The organism is Bacillus sp. PS95, from assembly GCF_037963565.1.
In the GTDB taxonomy this organism is placed as follows: domain Bacteria; phylum Bacillota; class Bacilli; order Bacillales; family Bacillaceae; genus Bacillus; species Bacillus subtilis.
Map to the genome: position 1 here is coordinate 2,261,930 of NZ_CP150160.1, position 13,930 is coordinate 2,275,859.

Annotated in this window: 17 protein-coding genes; 1 reads left to right on the forward strand and 16 read right to left on the reverse strand. The window is 43.8% G+C overall.

Features of this window, described 5'->3' with window-relative positions:
• The 8 genes from panB to NSQ12_RS11540 all read right to left on the reverse strand — a co-directional run bounded on the left by panB (position 1) and on the right by NSQ12_RS11540 (position 6,652).
• Positions 1–834, reverse strand: a complete 834-nt coding sequence (gene panB, locus NSQ12_RS11505) for a 3-methyl-2-oxobutanoate hydroxymethyltransferase (RefSeq protein WP_003230652.1) — start codon at positions 832–834, stop codon at positions 1–3.
• 245 nt (positions 835–1,079) lie between these two features.
• Positions 1,080–2,057 (reverse strand): biotin--[acetyl-CoA-carboxylase] ligase, encoded by a 978-nt coding sequence (locus NSQ12_RS11510; RefSeq protein WP_029726776.1) that lies wholly within the window; start codon positions 2,055–2,057, stop codon positions 1,080–1,082.
• On the reverse strand, positions 2,042–3,235 hold the full coding sequence (locus NSQ12_RS11515; protein ID WP_339174771.1) for a CCA tRNA nucleotidyltransferase: 1,194 nt from the start codon (positions 3,233–3,235) through the stop codon (positions 2,042–2,044). Before NSQ12_RS11515 ends, NSQ12_RS11510 begins: the two co-directional genes overlap by 16 nt.
• A gap of 4 nt (positions 3,236–3,239) precedes the next feature.
• A complete protein-coding gene (gene bshA, locus NSQ12_RS11520; RefSeq protein ID WP_129092498.1) occupies positions 3,240–4,373 on the reverse strand; it encodes an N-acetyl-alpha-D-glucosaminyl L-malate synthase BshA in 1,134 nt (377 codons plus the stop codon).
• Positions 4,370–5,080: a bacillithiol biosynthesis deacetylase BshB1 gene (gene bshB1 / locus NSQ12_RS11525; RefSeq protein WP_106073515.1), complete on the reverse strand. Its 711-nt coding sequence runs from the start codon at positions 5,078–5,080 to the stop codon at positions 4,370–4,372. Before bshB1 ends, bshA begins: the two co-directional genes overlap by 4 nt.
• Entirely contained in the window at positions 5,073–5,486 is a 414-nt protein-coding gene (gene mgsA / locus NSQ12_RS11530; RefSeq protein WP_014477171.1) for a methylglyoxal synthase, read from the reverse strand. Before mgsA ends, bshB1 begins: the two co-directional genes overlap by 8 nt.
• Before the next feature lie 15 nt (positions 5,487–5,501).
• Complete coding sequence (gene dapB, locus NSQ12_RS11535; RefSeq protein WP_003230638.1) at positions 5,502–6,305, reverse strand: 4-hydroxy-tetrahydrodipicolinate reductase; 804 nt, start codon at positions 6,303–6,305, stop codon at positions 5,502–5,504.
• A gap of 11 nt (positions 6,306–6,316) precedes the next feature.
• Complete coding sequence (locus NSQ12_RS11540) at positions 6,317–6,652, reverse strand: nucleotide pyrophosphohydrolase (RefSeq protein WP_004398044.1); 336 nt, start codon at positions 6,650–6,652, stop codon at positions 6,317–6,319.
• 139 nt (positions 6,653–6,791) lie between these two features.
• Here NSQ12_RS11540 and NSQ12_RS11545 point away from each other — a divergent pair, with 139 nt between their 5' ends.
• Complete coding sequence (locus NSQ12_RS11545; RefSeq protein WP_339174775.1) at positions 6,792–7,664, forward strand: YitT family protein; 873 nt, start codon at positions 6,792–6,794, stop codon at positions 7,662–7,664.
• A gap of 41 nt (positions 7,665–7,705) precedes the next feature.
• Here the strand turns inward: NSQ12_RS11545 and ypjB are convergent, their stop codons facing one another.
• From ypjB to NSQ12_RS11585, 8 genes are all read right to left on the reverse strand, one after another.
• A complete protein-coding gene (gene ypjB, locus NSQ12_RS11550; protein WP_015251822.1) occupies positions 7,706–8,500 on the reverse strand; it encodes a sporulation protein YpjB in 795 nt (264 codons plus the stop codon).
• A gap of 68 nt (positions 8,501–8,568) precedes the next feature.
• Positions 8,569–9,162 carry a DUF1405 domain-containing protein gene (locus NSQ12_RS11555; protein WP_175407065.1) on the reverse strand — a complete coding sequence of 198 codons (594 nt, stop codon included), beginning with the start codon at positions 9,160–9,162 and terminating at the stop codon, positions 8,569–8,571.
• Positions 9,163–9,272: 110 nt separating this feature from the next.
• The gene (locus tag NSQ12_RS11560; RefSeq protein ID WP_003225562.1) at positions 9,273–10,040 is read right to left on the reverse strand and encodes a menaquinol-cytochrome c reductase cytochrome b/c subunit; all 768 of its coding nucleotides are present in this window, start codon (positions 10,038–10,040) and stop codon (positions 9,273–9,275) included.
• 34 nt (positions 10,041–10,074) lie between these two features.
• A complete protein-coding gene (gene qcrB, locus NSQ12_RS11565; RefSeq protein ID WP_003225560.1) occupies positions 10,075–10,749 on the reverse strand; it encodes a menaquinol-cytochrome c reductase cytochrome b subunit in 675 nt (224 codons plus the stop codon).
• Position 10,750: 1 nt separating this feature from the next.
• The gene (locus NSQ12_RS11570) at positions 10,751–11,254 is read right to left on the reverse strand and encodes a ubiquinol-cytochrome c reductase iron-sulfur subunit (RefSeq protein WP_003230627.1); all 504 of its coding nucleotides are present in this window, start codon (positions 11,252–11,254) and stop codon (positions 10,751–10,753) included.
• Positions 11,255–11,396: 142 nt separating this feature from the next.
• The gene (locus tag NSQ12_RS11575; protein ID WP_041336362.1) at positions 11,397–11,843 is read right to left on the reverse strand and encodes a YpiF family protein; all 447 of its coding nucleotides are present in this window, start codon (positions 11,841–11,843) and stop codon (positions 11,397–11,399) included.
• A 54-nt stretch (positions 11,844–11,897) separates the two neighbouring features.
• Positions 11,898–12,437 (reverse strand): ReoY family proteolytic degradation factor, encoded by a 540-nt coding sequence (locus NSQ12_RS11580; protein WP_004399171.1) that lies wholly within the window; start codon positions 12,435–12,437, stop codon positions 11,898–11,900.
• Positions 12,438–12,508: 71 nt separating this feature from the next.
• A complete protein-coding gene (locus tag NSQ12_RS11585) occupies positions 12,509–13,780 on the reverse strand; it encodes a tetratricopeptide repeat protein (RefSeq protein WP_003230620.1) in 1,272 nt (423 codons plus the stop codon).
• Between the last annotated feature and the right edge of the window lie 150 nt (positions 13,781–13,930).

Here is a 13,930-nt window from a genome sequence, read left to right on the forward strand (position 1 = left end):
TTATTTTCCCCCGTACAAGCCGTCAAGAACTGTCTGGTTCATTTGAAAGGAATGCTTTTGTTCAGGGAAAGCACGATGTCTTACATCCTGAACATATCCGCTGATTGCTGTTTCGATGGTTTCATCAATGCGCGTATATTGCTTTACAAATTTAGGTGTTCTCTCAACACCGTGGCCAATAATATCATGATAAACGAGAACTTGTCCGTCCGCTTTCACACCAGCCCCGATTCCAATGACCGGTATGCTTAGCGTCTCGGCAATTTTGGCTGTGAGTTCTGCCGGCACACATTCCAGCACAAGCATCATAGCTCCTGCTTCTTCGCATTTTATACTGTCTTCTATTAATTTTTTGGCGCTTTGTTCGTCTTTGCCCTGTACTTTATAGCCGCCCAGTACGCCGACTGACTGCGGTGTCAAACCTAAGTGACTGACTACTGGAATGCCTCCAAGCGTCAATGCGCGAATGGATTCAAACACGCCTTCTCCGCCCTCAAGCTTCAGTGCGTCAGCTCCGCTTTCCTGAACGATAGCCGCTGCATTTTTCAGCGTATCTTCCTTGGACAGGTGATAAGACATAAACGGCATATCTGTCACAATAAAGGTATTCGGCGCACCCCTTTTAACGGCTTTTGTATGATGGATCATGTCCGCAACTGTCACACCGACAGTTGAATCAAGGCCGAGGACGACCATTCCGAGTGAATCACCGACTAAAATCATGTCAACTCCCGCTTGTTCAGCAAGTTTAGCTGCCGGATAATCATAAGCGGTCAGCATGACAATCGGTTCTTCAGACTCCTTCATTTTTAGAAAATCCAGTTTTGTTTTCATGTTTTCTCCTCCTCATGTTTAGAGGAGATGATCTGCCGTTTTCTTCTGCAAGCCAAAAAACCTTCCGTTACAACGAGAAGGATTCTTCACTTTCTAAAGTTCGGCGAGTTTCATCCCTCTGTCCCAGTCCTTTTTTGGATCAAGGCAGACTGCTGCAATGTCTATCTATTTTAACAATAGGTGCAGTTCGCAGGCGATACTGCCCAATGGAAGTATACCAAAATCAACGGGCTTGTACCAACACATTAGCCCAATTCGATATCGGCAGAGTAGATTTTTTTAATGCCTTCGTTCGTTTCTAAAAGCAGAACGCCTTCATCATCTATACCTAACGCCTTACCGTAAAAGGTTCCGTTTAACGTTCTGGCTCTCATATTAGTGCCAATACCGAGCGCATAGCTTTCCCATAAAAGCTTAATCGGCGTAAATCCGTGCGTCATATAATCCCGGTACCGTTTCTCAAAGCATAGTAAAATATGCTGGATGACGCCGGCCCGATCAATTTTTTCCCCAGCAGCTTGGCAGAGGCTTGTCGCGATGTCCTTCAATTCATCTGGAAAATCATTAGGCTGCTGGTTAACGTTAATGCCGATCCCAATGATCACTGAACGTACGCGATCTTCTTCAGCCTGCATTTCCGTTAGGATGCCAACTGTTTTTTTTCCGTTAATCAAAATATCATTTGGCCATTTAATATCCGTTTGGATGCCTGCTGCCTCTTCTATTCCCTGCACAACAGCTACTGCAGCAAGAAGAGTCAGCTGCGGTGTTTTTTGGAGCGGAATGTCAGGCCGCAAAATCAGGCTCATCCAAACGCCGTTTCCTTCTTGAGAATGCCATACCCTAGACATCCGGCCCCTTCCGGCTGTTTGTTTGTCAGCCACCACGAGGGTGCCTTCCGGTGCGTTATTATTCGCGAGCTCATGAGCCGTTTTTTGCGTGCTTGAAAGAACGTCATGGTAAATAAGATGCTGGCCCATCACTTCCGTTTTTAATCCAAAACGAATTTCGCTTTCACTGAGTTTTCCGGGTTTTTTGATGAGCCGATATCCTTTTCTTCTAACGGCTTCTACTTCATAACCCTCTTTCCGAAGCTCTTCAATATGCTTCCACACAGCAGTTCTTGAACAGCCGAGAGCATCACTGATTTTTTGGCCGGAAATAAATTCATTGCCGGCCTGAGAAAATAATTCAATAAGGTCTTTTCTTAATGTTGACCGCATGTCTTCAGCCACTCCTCTATGTGTTTCTTTTGATTGGAGAGCTTCCCTGTCACAACAGCCTGCTCGATCCGCTGTAATTCTTCCGACACCCATTTTCCAGCCGGCCGGTTTCGAAGCGCAAGCAAGTCCTTACCCGTGATATCAAGATCCTTAAGGCTTTTGATCGGCAGGTTTTGATAAGCGTACTGAATGTCCTTCAGTTTCTTTTCATCCAGTTTTTCGTTTTGCCGAAGCTGCGATATTTTGGCCGCAGAGAGCAGTGCTTTTTCCCCAGCTCTGTACATTGTCATTACGTCAAGGCTCTGGCCAAACGTATCAGCAATGTGAATGGCTTCCTTGATCACTTTTCCCGGGAGCTTCCAGGCTTTCAGGAAAAGGGGCGCGTCTTTCAAGACTATGTCAAGGTTAATTAAAAGAGCAGCCCAAAGTTCCTCACGGGATGTTAAAGAGAAGAATGGAAACTCACTCGTTGAAATCAGGTTTTCTCGTTTATGATAAATACCAGGAAGCTCTTCATACAATCTCGTTTGAATGAGTGTTTGAAGCGCCTGGCGAGAAGCTCTTCCCTGCAGCAATTTCTCGAACTCTATAGTTTTTCGTTCGACTGAAACATGGGAGAGGAGTGATTTTTCTTTCGCAATGGCTTCTTCTGTTTCCGGTGAAAGCGTAAAGCCAAGCTGGCTCATAAAGCGTACGGCTCTCAGCATACGAAGCGCATCCTCTTGAAATCTATCCTCAGGCTTTCCAACGGTTCGAATCACTTTCTGATCAATATCTTTCTTGCCGCCAAAATAATCAAGCACCTTCCCATCCGCTGTCATGGCCATCGCATTGATCGTTAAATCTCTGCGTTTTAGATCCTCTTCTAATGATGAGATAAATTGCACTTCTGACGGTCTTCTGAAATCAACATAATCAGATTCAGTCCGGAATGTCGTGACTTCATAGGTTTCATCCTCCCAGAGCACAATAATGGTCCCGTGCTCTTTGCCTACATCAACAGTCCGCTGAAACAGCCGTTCTACTTGATCAGGTGCCGCATCTGTCGCGATATCGACATCTCCGATCGTTCGTTTCATATAGCTGTCACGAACTGCGCCTCCGACAAAATAAGCCTGATGGCCTGCTTCGATTAAGATGCGGAGCACGGGAAGTGCATTGATAAAAACTTTTTCCATGTGATCACTCCGGTTCTGCTAAATCGGCATAAATCTGTTCATACTGGCTGACAATTTTTTTAGAAGAAAATTCATTTTCAAGCATCTCTATTGCCGCCTTTGTAAAACGATTGCTTAGCTGTTCATCTTCTAAAATGCTCATCGCGCGGGCTGTTGCGGCCGCAACATCACCGACATCCACCAAAAATCCGCTCACATTGTTTTTAATAACCTCAGGGATACCGCCAATGTTTGTTCCGATACAAGGCACTCCGCAAGCCATCGCTTCAAGCAGGACAAGACCGAAGCTTTCTTTTTCAGATAGCAGCAGCTTCAAATCGCTAATAGAATAAAGCTCTTCAACACGGTCTTGATTTCCAAGCATTAAGACTTGGTCTTCCAAGCCATATTTTCTGATAAGCTCGCAGGCTGTCGATTTCTCCGGACCGTCTCCGACTAAAAGCAGCTTCGCTTTCGTTTTGCCAGCGATATTGCGGAACACACGGATGACATCCTGCACGCGTTTAACCTTTCTAAAGTTGGACACATGGATGACGACTTTTTCATCTGGTAAAATTCCATGTTTCTCTTTAATCACCGCTGTGTTTTTCTTCAGATACACGCGCTCGTCTATAAAGTTATAAATCGTTTCAATTTTTTTCTCCGGTTTAATTAAATCGTACGTTTCAGCCGCAAGCGCTGAGGAGACGGCAGTCACCCTGTCTGATGACTCAATAGCAAAACGGATCAGATCTTTTAGAGACGGATCATAACCTAACACCGTGATATCCGTGCCATGCAAAGTTGTAACAATGCCGATATTGCGTTTCAGCATTTGTTTTGCAAGATAGGCGCAAACGGCATGCGGGAGAGCATAGTGAGCATGGATAATGTCTAAATTCTCCCGTTCCGCCACCTCTGCGATTTTGCTTGCCAATGTCAAATCATACGGAGGATACTTAAAAACAGCATATTGATTAACCTCAACTTCATGAAAATGAATATTGGGATGATATGTATTCAGTCTAAACGGAATGCTTGATGTGATGAAATGGATTTCATGTCCCTTTTCAGCAAGCTGCTTCCCCAGTTCTGTCGCAATGATACCCGAGCCTCCAACGCTCGGATAGCATGTGATTCCTATTTTTAGTTTTCTCATTGTTCGCCCCCAAGCACATCATGATCAAGCATCAGCATCCGTTTGGAAAAGAAACCTTCGGCATACTCCACGCCCGCTTCTTTACCGTAAAGCTTTTCTCTCGCTTCAACGATCTCGATATAACCATTCGTCAGAGGAGTAGAAACTGAATCCTTTGACGGGATAAACTGGCTTTTGTAGGCGTTGAGGCTTTGTTTCTTTGCCTCTATTGTATCCGAGATATCAATGACAAAATCCGGCTGATGAAAACCATTTATCATATAATAGTAAACCTTGCTGACTTTATGCGCCGGAAGGCTTTTTTCATCTTTATATTTATGGATTCCGGCGGAAAAGATCGCTTCTTCCACCAGTGCAGCCGCATTGCCGTGATCCGGATGGCGATCCTTTTTATACGGCATAAAAACCGCTTTTGGCCGACAGGTTCTGATGACAGTGACAATTGACCGAATTGCCTGATCACTCATTATTAGGCCGCGGTCTGGAAGCGTTAGCTGAATTCTTTTATCTGCGCCTAATATGCGGGCTGCTTCAGCTGCTTCTTCTTTACGCAAACTGACCGTACCGTTAGAAGAGAGTTCCGCTTCTGTCAAATCGCATATCATTACTTTTTTTTCCTGTTTGACCAACTTCGCTATTGTGCCGCCCATTCCGATCTCGACATCATCACTGTGGGCGCCAAAAGCAAGAACGTCAGCATTATACATTCGGCTCTTCTCCCCGAAGAAGGTCACGGAATTCGAAAACACCTTCATCAAGTGTGCGGACGAGAATTTCCGCAGTACCCATATTTGTGGCGAGCGGAATGGAATACACATCACATAAACGGATTAATGCCGAGACATCCGGTTCATGCGGCTGCGCGGTCAGCGGGTCGCGCAAAAAAATGACAAGATCGAGTGCATTGGCAGCGATCAGTGCACCGATTTGCTGGTCTCCCCCTAAAGGGCCGGATTGAAAACGTTCAATTTGAAGACCTGTCGCCTCTTGAATTTTCAACCCTGTGGTTCCGGTTGCGTATAGATCATGATTCTTTAAAATATCCCGATAGGCAGTCGTAAATTGAACCATATCCTGTTTTTTCTTGTCATGCGCGATCAAAGCAATTTTCATTGTTTATCCCCCCGTCTAATCAATGATATTTTCTAAACCGTACACAAGCTGATCAATCTTCATGACTTGTTCGACTGACAGTTTAACGCCTGACATGAAAGAAGCCCGGTTATAAGAATCATGGCGTATCTGAAGCGTTTGGCCATCCATGCCGAACATGACCTCCTGATGCGCGATCAGTCCCGGAAGACGGACGCTGTGCAAGCGAATGCCGTTTTGCTCCGCTCCTCTTGCTCCTGGGAGAATTTCTTTTTCATCCGGATGTCCTTGCTGCTTTTCTTTACGGACTTCTGAAATCATTTCCGCTGTTTTAAGCGCAGTTCCGCTTGGTGCGTCAAGCTTCTGGTCATGATGAAGCTCAATAATCTCAACATCCTCAAAATAGTTGGCAGCCATTTTTGAAAATTTCATCATCAGTATCGCACCGAGCGCAAAATTTGGCGCAATGATGGCTCCGATCCCTTTTTCTTCTGTTAAAGACGTGAGCTCTTTTAAGTCAGCTTCTGAGAAACCGGTTGTTCCGACAACTGGACGGACTCCGTGCTCTAATGCAATTTTTGTATGTACTTTTCCGATTTCGGGCGTTGTTAAATCAATCAAAACATCCGGTTGTGTTTCTGTAAAACAGGCATGGATATCTGTGTAAATGAAAGCATCTGACTCAACAGGCATCACATCAGATAATTTTTGCTGATCGTATGTATGGTCTATGGCCCCGACAAGGTCAAAATGAGGTGTTCGTTCTGCCAATTTAACAGCTTCCTGCCCCATTCTTCCACGCGGTCCCGCAATGACTACTTTAATTGTTTCGTTTGACATCTCGATCTCCTCTACTTTCCTTCTTCTTTTCTGGTCCAGCGATCTTTATCTCTTGTATTAAATTTATGCATGACTCGGTCGTGGGCTTCCTCTAAAGAGATATCAAGGGAGTTGGCTAAACAAACCAATACAAAAAGCACATCGCCCATTTCCTCTTCCATGCTTTTATCATCTTCAGTCGCTTTTTTTGGTTTTTCTCCATAACGGTGATTCACTTCTCTGGCAAGCTCGCCCAGTTCTTCAGTCAGCCTCGCCATCATGGCCAGCGGGCTGAAATATCCTTCTTTAAATTGGCCGATGTAACGGTCTACTTCAGCCTGTATGTCTTTCATTGTTTTATCACTCACTGAACGAAACCTCCTATCATCCTCTTACATGTTAGCTAATTCAGATACGTTTGACAAATGTTTAAGCACGTTTGCTGTTTTCTTTTTCATCCACTATAATATAAACGCTATCTAATGGAAGGAAAAGGGGTTTTGTGTGATGCTTGGAGAAATTAGATTAAAAAACATATTTTTTATTTTAATCGGAGCGGCAATTTTTTCATTTGGCTTGGTTCATTTCAATATGCAGAACAATCTGGCTGAGGGCGGTTTTACAGGTATTACACTTTTGCTTTATGCCCTTTTCCACATCAGCCCCTCTATCTCGAACCTGGTGTTGAACATTCCGATTTTTTTTATTGGCTGGCGTTTGCTCGGCAGGACAATGTTTGTTTATACCCTTGTCGGCACTGTAGCATTGTCTTTGTTCCTCAGCATCTTTCAGCGATATGAAATCCATATGCCCCTTCAGCACGACTTAGTGCTCGCCGCTTTATTTGCCGGCGTATTCATCGGAGCCGGACTGGGAATTATTTTCAAGTTCGGCGGTACAACAGGCGGTGTTGATATCATCGCACGTTTAGTGAATAAGTATTTTGGGATCCCGATGGGCAGAACGATGTTTGCTTTCGATGCTTGCGTCATCATTTTGTCTTTGCTTACTTATCTCTCCTATAAAGAAGCAATGTATACGCTGGTAGCTGTATTTGTAGCGGCAAGATTAATCGATTTTATTCAGGAAGGCGGATACGCTGCTAAAGGCGCTACGATCATCTCTTCGAAAAACGACCTGATTCAGAAAAAGATTCTTGAAGAAATGGAACGGGGCGTCACCATTTTGAAAGGACAAGGTTCCTACACAAAAGAGGATATAGATGTACTTTATTGTGTGGTGCCGAAAAACGAATTGGTGATGCTGAAAAGCGTGATTAACTCCATTGATCCCCATGCCTTTGTAGCGGTAAGCGATGTTCACGATGTGCTCGGAGAAGGATTTACGCTTGATGAAAATAAAAATCCGCTTCCGCGCTGACATGTAATAGAAAAAAGGCGGCTGACCGCCGCCCCTCATCCTTATTTAGGGTAGTCCCTTTTTTTCAGCTTGTTTTTTTCCGCCTTGTACTTTCTGTAACCGACATAGGTAAGAGCAGTAATGATGATACTGCCGGTTGTAATCATCACCCAGAGTAAAGACGGATCGGCATCATCCTCCTCCACCCTGTCAAACACATTTTTCAGGTCATGCTGAAGAAGGGAAAGCCGTTCAAGCTTTGTGCTCTCTGTCATTTGCTGAAATTCCTCTTGCTCAATAACATCTATATGTTTTCCGACTGTTTCAAGCTGATCCTCTGATACATCGATTGTAAGACTGGGGTAAATCAAGTCATATAAACTGATAAATTCATTCCATTTTTCATGAAAGCTTGTGCTTCCATTCTTCTGGACATCTCGCTTCAGCTCAGTAAAAGCTTCCATAATCGGTTTTTCCAGTGAGCCCCAAAGCGGGTCCGACCGATTGTCAACCGCATCCATCAGCATTCTGAACTGCGCGGCTGCTCTGAGTTTTTGTGTGTCTGATGTATCAGCTTGCTTTAAACTCCGAACCATATCATTATAGCCCAATGTGATTTGACGAATTTGGGCTCCCGTTAGCATGGGGTCTTGCTGTTTTTTCTCAGCGGATTTTAATGTTTTTTCAAAATACTCCAAGACTTGAAGCGCCTCTTCATATTTCGCCTGTCGGGTCATTTGAAAGACTGTATCGGATAAATCATTCAATTCCTCGAGGCTTCCCCGCTCTGCAGCCTTGGCATTTCCATTATAAAAAATAAGTGCAATCAACAAACAGATCGTCAGCTTTCGTTTCATGCAGGTCCCTCCCACTCTCTCTCCTTACAGAATATGAAGAAAGGGACAAGGATAGACCAACATTGTCTTTACATCAGATCAAGCTTCGTTTGCTTTTTTGAGACCACAAGAAAGTAAGCAAGCGCGATTGAAAAGATGCTTAGCCAAAATGTTCCGTATCCTATTTCAGTCATATAATCAGAAAGCATAGAGTATTGCGGCATCATATCAAACAAGTAGTCAATGACATCGTTATGCAGTGTCCAGACTGCAACAATTGCAAGATGCCAAAATGAAAAACGAAAATACGGACTGTATAATACGCCTTGAACTGCCATTGCAAAATGCGAAGCAATTAGCATGTAGCCCTCCCACGGCAAGTCACCAGTTACTGCAAGCACAAGAAAATTCATAGCCACCGCCCATAGGCCATACTTTACGAGGGTAACTAGCGCAAGCGCCTCAAAGAACGGAGCATTCCGTTTCATGAGAAAGGCAAGCAGCACAAACAGAAAGAAAAACGTTGCTGTCGGACTGTCCGGAACAAAAATCAGGAAACGTGCCGGTGTCTCCAAAAGCTGCGGCAAGTACCAATAGTAGCCGTAAACCGTTCCCAGAAAATTAATGGCTAAGACAAGAATAAGCATCGGCCGCTGCCCTAATACATATTGAAACCATTTCACATCGAATCAACTCTCAGTCTGTAAAAATAATATGTCCATATAAAAAAGCTGACGCCGGGTCAGCTTTTGATAATAAAAGTATATCCTTCCATTTGACAATTCACAATACGTTATTTTGCGGTTGTTTCAGAAATAAATTTTGCAAGTTCTTCGAGCTGCTTATCATTTCCTTTGAACACACCCGCCGGCATTTTGCCTTTCCCTTCTACAGCGATTTTTTTGATTTCATCCGGTTTCAGCCCGCTGTCAACCAATGAAGGCCCGGCCGCTCCTCCCTGAAGGTTATCCCCATGGCAAGAAATACAGCCCTGTTCCTTAAAAACCTTATATCCTTCTGCATTGGTGTCAATGTCGGCTTCTTTTGTAATTTTTCCCTGTTCTTCTGCCTTGGCCCAGTCATGAGTAGCAACTGACTGCCACGTCAAAAATACAGCAGCGGAAATGGCCAGAAGCATCATACCGACAGCGACCGGACGCTTCCACGGCCTTCTTTCTGTCCCTCTGTCTAGAAATGGGGCCAAAAGCAGGGCCCCAAAAGCGAGACCTGGCATAATCATGGCGCCGACCACTGTAAAGCTTCCGGCGGCGTATTCATACTTCAACAGCTGGTATAAGAAAAGAAAATACCAATCCGGCAGCGGAATATAACCAGTATCAGTCGGGTCCGCCATCCGCTCTAAAGGCGGCTGATGCACAATCGTCAAAACGAGAAAACCGATGAGAAAGACAGCTCCAACCATCCATTCCTTTAACAAGAAATTTGGCCAGAAAGCCTCTGTTTTACCCGGATACTCCGAATAATCCTTCGGTATATTCGGCTTTTTTTCAGCCGGTATCCTTGAGTCGCCTACAAATTTCATCCCTTTGCCCCGGTGCATGTCATCCCCTCCCTTTTATTCGCAGATCAAGAGTTTAAAGCGGTCCTGAAATCCCCTGCTTCCGGATCATAATAAAATGTGCAGCCATCAGCCCGAACAATGCGGCAGGAAGAAAAAATACATGGATCGCAAAAAACCTAGTCAGCGTTTGGGCGCCTACAATATCCGGATGCCCTGCAAGGAGCGTTTTAACTTGCGTTCCGATCAAAGGCGTGGCTTCGGCGATCTGCAGCCCGACTTTTGTTGCAAACAGAGCCTTCATATCCCAAGGAAGCAAGTAGCCTGTAAAGCCAAGACCGAGCATAACAAAGAAGATCAGCACACCGACAATCCAGTTCAGCTCGCGCGGTTTTTTATACGCGCCTTGGAAAAAGACCCTCAGCGTATGTAAAAACATCATCACAATGACCAGACTCGCACCCCAGTGGTGCATCCCCCTGACAATCTGGCCGAATGCCACTTCATTTTGCAAATAATATACCGATTCCCAGGCATTTTTGATATCAGGCACATAATACATCGTTAAAAACATTCCAGATAATACTTGGATAACGGTTACAAAAAACGTCAGTCCCCCAAAGCAATACACAAACGCAGAGAAATGATGGGCGGGATTCACATGTTCCGGTACTTCGTGATCGGCAATATCCCTCCACATCGGTGTAATATCAAGCCGCTCGTCTACCCAGTCATAAATTTTGTTCAGCATGTCACCCTTCCCCCTTAGGCTTTGCTTTTCCAAGATACAGGAAGCCGTCTTTTACTTCTTGCTCATAATGATCAAGAGGCGCAAGCGGCGGCGTGCCAGGGACATTGGTGCCGTCCTTTTCATAGAGTCCGTAATGGCATGGACAAAAGAATTTATTCGGGTTTTTAGGATCACTATTCCAGTTCACCGTACACCCTAAATGCTTACAAATTGGCGAAAGTGCTACAATTTCATCCCCGTTTTTGAAGACCCAGGCTGATCTTGACTCTTCTGACTCATACCAGGCATCGACTTGATTAATTTTAAAATCAAAGCGCTGCGGCTCTTTTGTCAACTCATCAACGCTGACAACCTGAACCATATCCTGCTTCCCTGTCGATTTTAATACCGGGTCGAGTGCGAAGCGAACCATAGGCATGAGCATACTAGCCGCCATAAAACCTCCTACGCCTGTGAGCGTGTAATTCAAAAATTGACGTCTGGATATATCATGTTTTCCGCCCATCTCTTCTCCCCCCTCTAGGTCACCCCTGCAAACTGACTAAAATAGAAAATATTGCAATAACTCTAGACACCCTCATAATATATGAATCTCTCAGCAAGGTCAATATAGCCAAAATATTGTTTATAAGGAAATGTAAGTGTTTTTATGAAGTGCTCCATAACTGTAACAAAACGTTCAAAATTTCAGCAGTGCGTTCATCCAATATTTTTCTTTTTAAAGAGTCATTTAAATGCTCTAATGGAACAGACGGTGTAACAATCATTTTGCCTAACGCCTCCTCAGCACTCCAACTTTCGTCAGATGTGAGCAGGACAACATGCGGAAATTCCGTTATCAGCTCTTCCCGCAAATCCTTAAGCCCTTGAACGGTTATTTCATTTCTATCAACATATGTATAAGGAGGAAGTAAATATACCCGTCCCTTTAACTGCCTTTCAAGTTCTTCTGAAAGAAGCTGCGTAAACTCGCCTTTCTCCGCCGCCATTTTAAAATGGTTATTAACCCTTATGTTAATTAATGGTATGACAGCGGTATCAATGTAATCCTTAGCTTGTAAATAGTCCTTGGCATCAGTGATTCTCCACCTCATGGTTCTCCCCCTTTACGGCAACAAGCCTTGCAATTCACTGCAAGGCTGGTCATATTATGTGAGCTGATTTAATTGGCGCGATAATTGTTCAAATGCCTCTTTATCATGACGATCTAACGCGTCGTCAATGTCTTTTAATAATTTTTCTCTTTGGAATGTGGAAATAGCGTGCTCTAAAATCTGTTCCGCCAATCCCTGATCTTTTTTATTCTCAAAAAGGTTTTTCGGAATATGCGGGTTGGACTCCAGCACCGCCGCATATTCAGGTGAGCTGTAAGCCGAACGGAAATTAAGCTGGATAAACAAATCCTGCTGTTTATTTAATCTAATATCATGAAAAGATTTTTCCGCGTCGGTAGTCATGACATTCTCTTTATAGAACCGGAACGGAACTTCTTCAACACAATGTGTTGACATTATAATGCCTCTCGGGCAAAATTCAGCCTGCTCCACAAAATGAACCTTCTCCATGAGAGAATCATGGCTCATTAAGTAGTTCAAGATCCAAACGCACTCTCGGCGCTTTAACTGATAATGGTTTAAAAACCAACGGATAAAATCTTTTTTCTCATTGACAGAAACAGGGGTCTGCATGTAATTCCCTCCTCTATCGTTCGTATAATCTATATACTTATATGTTCCACATGAATGGTTAATATTCCTGCTTATCTAGAAAATTCATCCTCGATTCGCAAAATCGTTTCTTCAAGCTCTTCATTGGCTCCGTCCATTTCAAGAACCTTTTTCAAAAGCGGCAGCGCTTCTTTTTGAAGGCCTTCTTCTAATAGGAAGCTTGCGTATTCATATAAGAAATCTCTATCCTCCCGGTAATGAAGATAGGCAGCCTCAAAGGATTGTTTTGCTTCCTCGTATTGCTCTAATTCAGTATATGCGCTTGCAAGATACCAATTGTATTTAGGATCTTCTTCACCGTAGCTTCGAACCTCTTGAATAAGATCAATGATCTGATCATAATCCTCTTCTTTGTGATACACGGCAAGAAGTGTATGAAGGGCCTCGACAAAGCCCGGATCAAGCGCAAGCGCCTCCTGAAGCAGCTTCTTCCCCTCTTCTGACTTCCCGATTTTTAAGGCCATTTTGGCGGCATAAAGGAAAAGTTCTTTGTTATATTCATCATATCTGATCCCCTCTTTTGCCGTTTTTAATGCCTCTTCATACATTCCTTCAGCTTCATAGCTTTTCGAGAGCGGCATATAAAGTGAAGTATAAGATGGATCAAGCTCCTTTAAATCAGACAGCTGCTTAATAGCTGTTTTCACAAGCCCCGCCTGTAAGGCTGTAAAACCATAGCCGAAAATCGTATTAGGATCAGGATTCTCATCGACAGCTTTCTCATACCATGGAATGGCATCCTCAAATTCACCTGAGGCACTTAACGATTCTGCCAGTCTTTGATGGACATTAACGCCCCCGATCTCACTCTGCTCCTCAGCCGTTGTTTTAAAATATTGAACCGCTTTTGCATAGGCTCCCTGAGCAAAGTAAAGTTCTCCCAGTGCAAAATCAATAACAGGTTCATTGTCCAGAATGGACTTTGCCTGGAAAAGCTTTTGTTCACTGACTTCGAATAACCCCTGCATCTGATAAAGATCCGCCATAAGCAGCAAACTTTCCGGATATGATGGATCTGTTTCCGGAATAGTCTCCAGCACAGCGAGGGCTTTTTCTTCTTCGTCAATATCTATTAAAAGTTCAGCGTAGAAATTCGTCAGTTCTGTTTCATTTGGATATAAATCATGTAGATCACTAATCAGTGAAATGGCTTTTTCTACATCGCCCCACTCGTAATAAAGCTGGGCTGCAATGGCTTTATCTTCATCATGCAGCTGTTTTTCAGCCTTCGAGAGCGTGTTGAGGCCTTTTTCTGTTTCACCTGCTTCAACTAATTTTATGGCTTCTTGAATCAATGTATTCAAATCGGACCGGTCCTTTCTTTTCCTATACAACATCAACCATACAAAAAAAGCTTTATTTGTTCGGGTTAATCTTATCATAATTCAGACGAATGCCCCCGGCAAATAAGATGCTTCTGTACGGAAGGGAATTATTGAGTCTTATTAGTTTAC

Excerpts from the sequence above, each read along its gene's own strand:
- dapB (WP_003230638.1), bottom strand. The coding sequence starts at position 6,305 with ATGTCAAACGAAACAATTAAAGTAGTCATTGCGGGACCGCGTGGAAGA.
- bshA (WP_129092498.1), bottom strand. The coding sequence starts at position 4,373 with ATGAGAAAACTAAAAATAGGAATCACATGCTATCCGAGCGTTGGAGGC.
- mgsA (WP_014477171.1), bottom strand. The coding sequence starts at position 5,486 with ATGAAAATTGCTTTGATCGCGCATGACAAGAAAAAACAGGATATGGTT.
- ypjB (WP_015251822.1), bottom strand. The coding sequence starts at position 8,500 with ATGAAACGAAAGCTGACGATCTGTTTGTTGATTGCACTTATTTTTTAT.
- NSQ12_RS11545 (WP_339174775.1), top strand. The coding sequence starts at position 6,792 with ATGCTTGGAGAAATTAGATTAAAAAACATATTTTTTATTTTAATCGGA.
- qcrB (WP_003225560.1), bottom strand. The coding sequence starts at position 10,749 with ATGCTGAACAAAATTTATGACTGGGTAGACGAGCGGCTTGATATTACA.
- panB (WP_003230652.1), bottom strand. The coding sequence starts at position 834 with ATGAAAACAAAACTGGATTTTCTAAAAATGAAGGAGTCTGAAGAACCG.
- bshB1 (WP_106073515.1), bottom strand. The coding sequence starts at position 5,080 with ATGTATAATGCTGACGTTCTTGCTTTTGGCGCCCACAGTGATGATGTC.
- NSQ12_RS11560 (WP_003225562.1), bottom strand. The coding sequence starts at position 10,040 with ATGCACCGGGGCAAAGGGATGAAATTTGTAGGCGACTCAAGGATACCG.
- NSQ12_RS11570 (WP_003230627.1), bottom strand. The coding sequence starts at position 11,254 with ATGGGCGGAAAACATGATATATCCAGACGTCAATTTTTGAATTACACG.
- NSQ12_RS11575 (WP_041336362.1), bottom strand. The coding sequence starts at position 11,843 with ATGAGGTGGAGAATCACTGATGCCAAGGACTATTTACAAGCTAAGGAT.
- NSQ12_RS11580 (WP_004399171.1), bottom strand. The coding sequence starts at position 12,437 with ATGCAGACCCCTGTTTCTGTCAATGAGAAAAAAGATTTTATCCGTTGG.
- NSQ12_RS11510 (WP_029726776.1), bottom strand. The coding sequence starts at position 2,057 with ATGCGGTCAACATTAAGAAAAGACCTTATTGAATTATTTTCTCAGGCC.
- NSQ12_RS11515 (WP_339174771.1), bottom strand. The coding sequence starts at position 3,235 with ATGGAAAAAGTTTTTATCAATGCACTTCCCGTGCTCCGCATCTTAATC.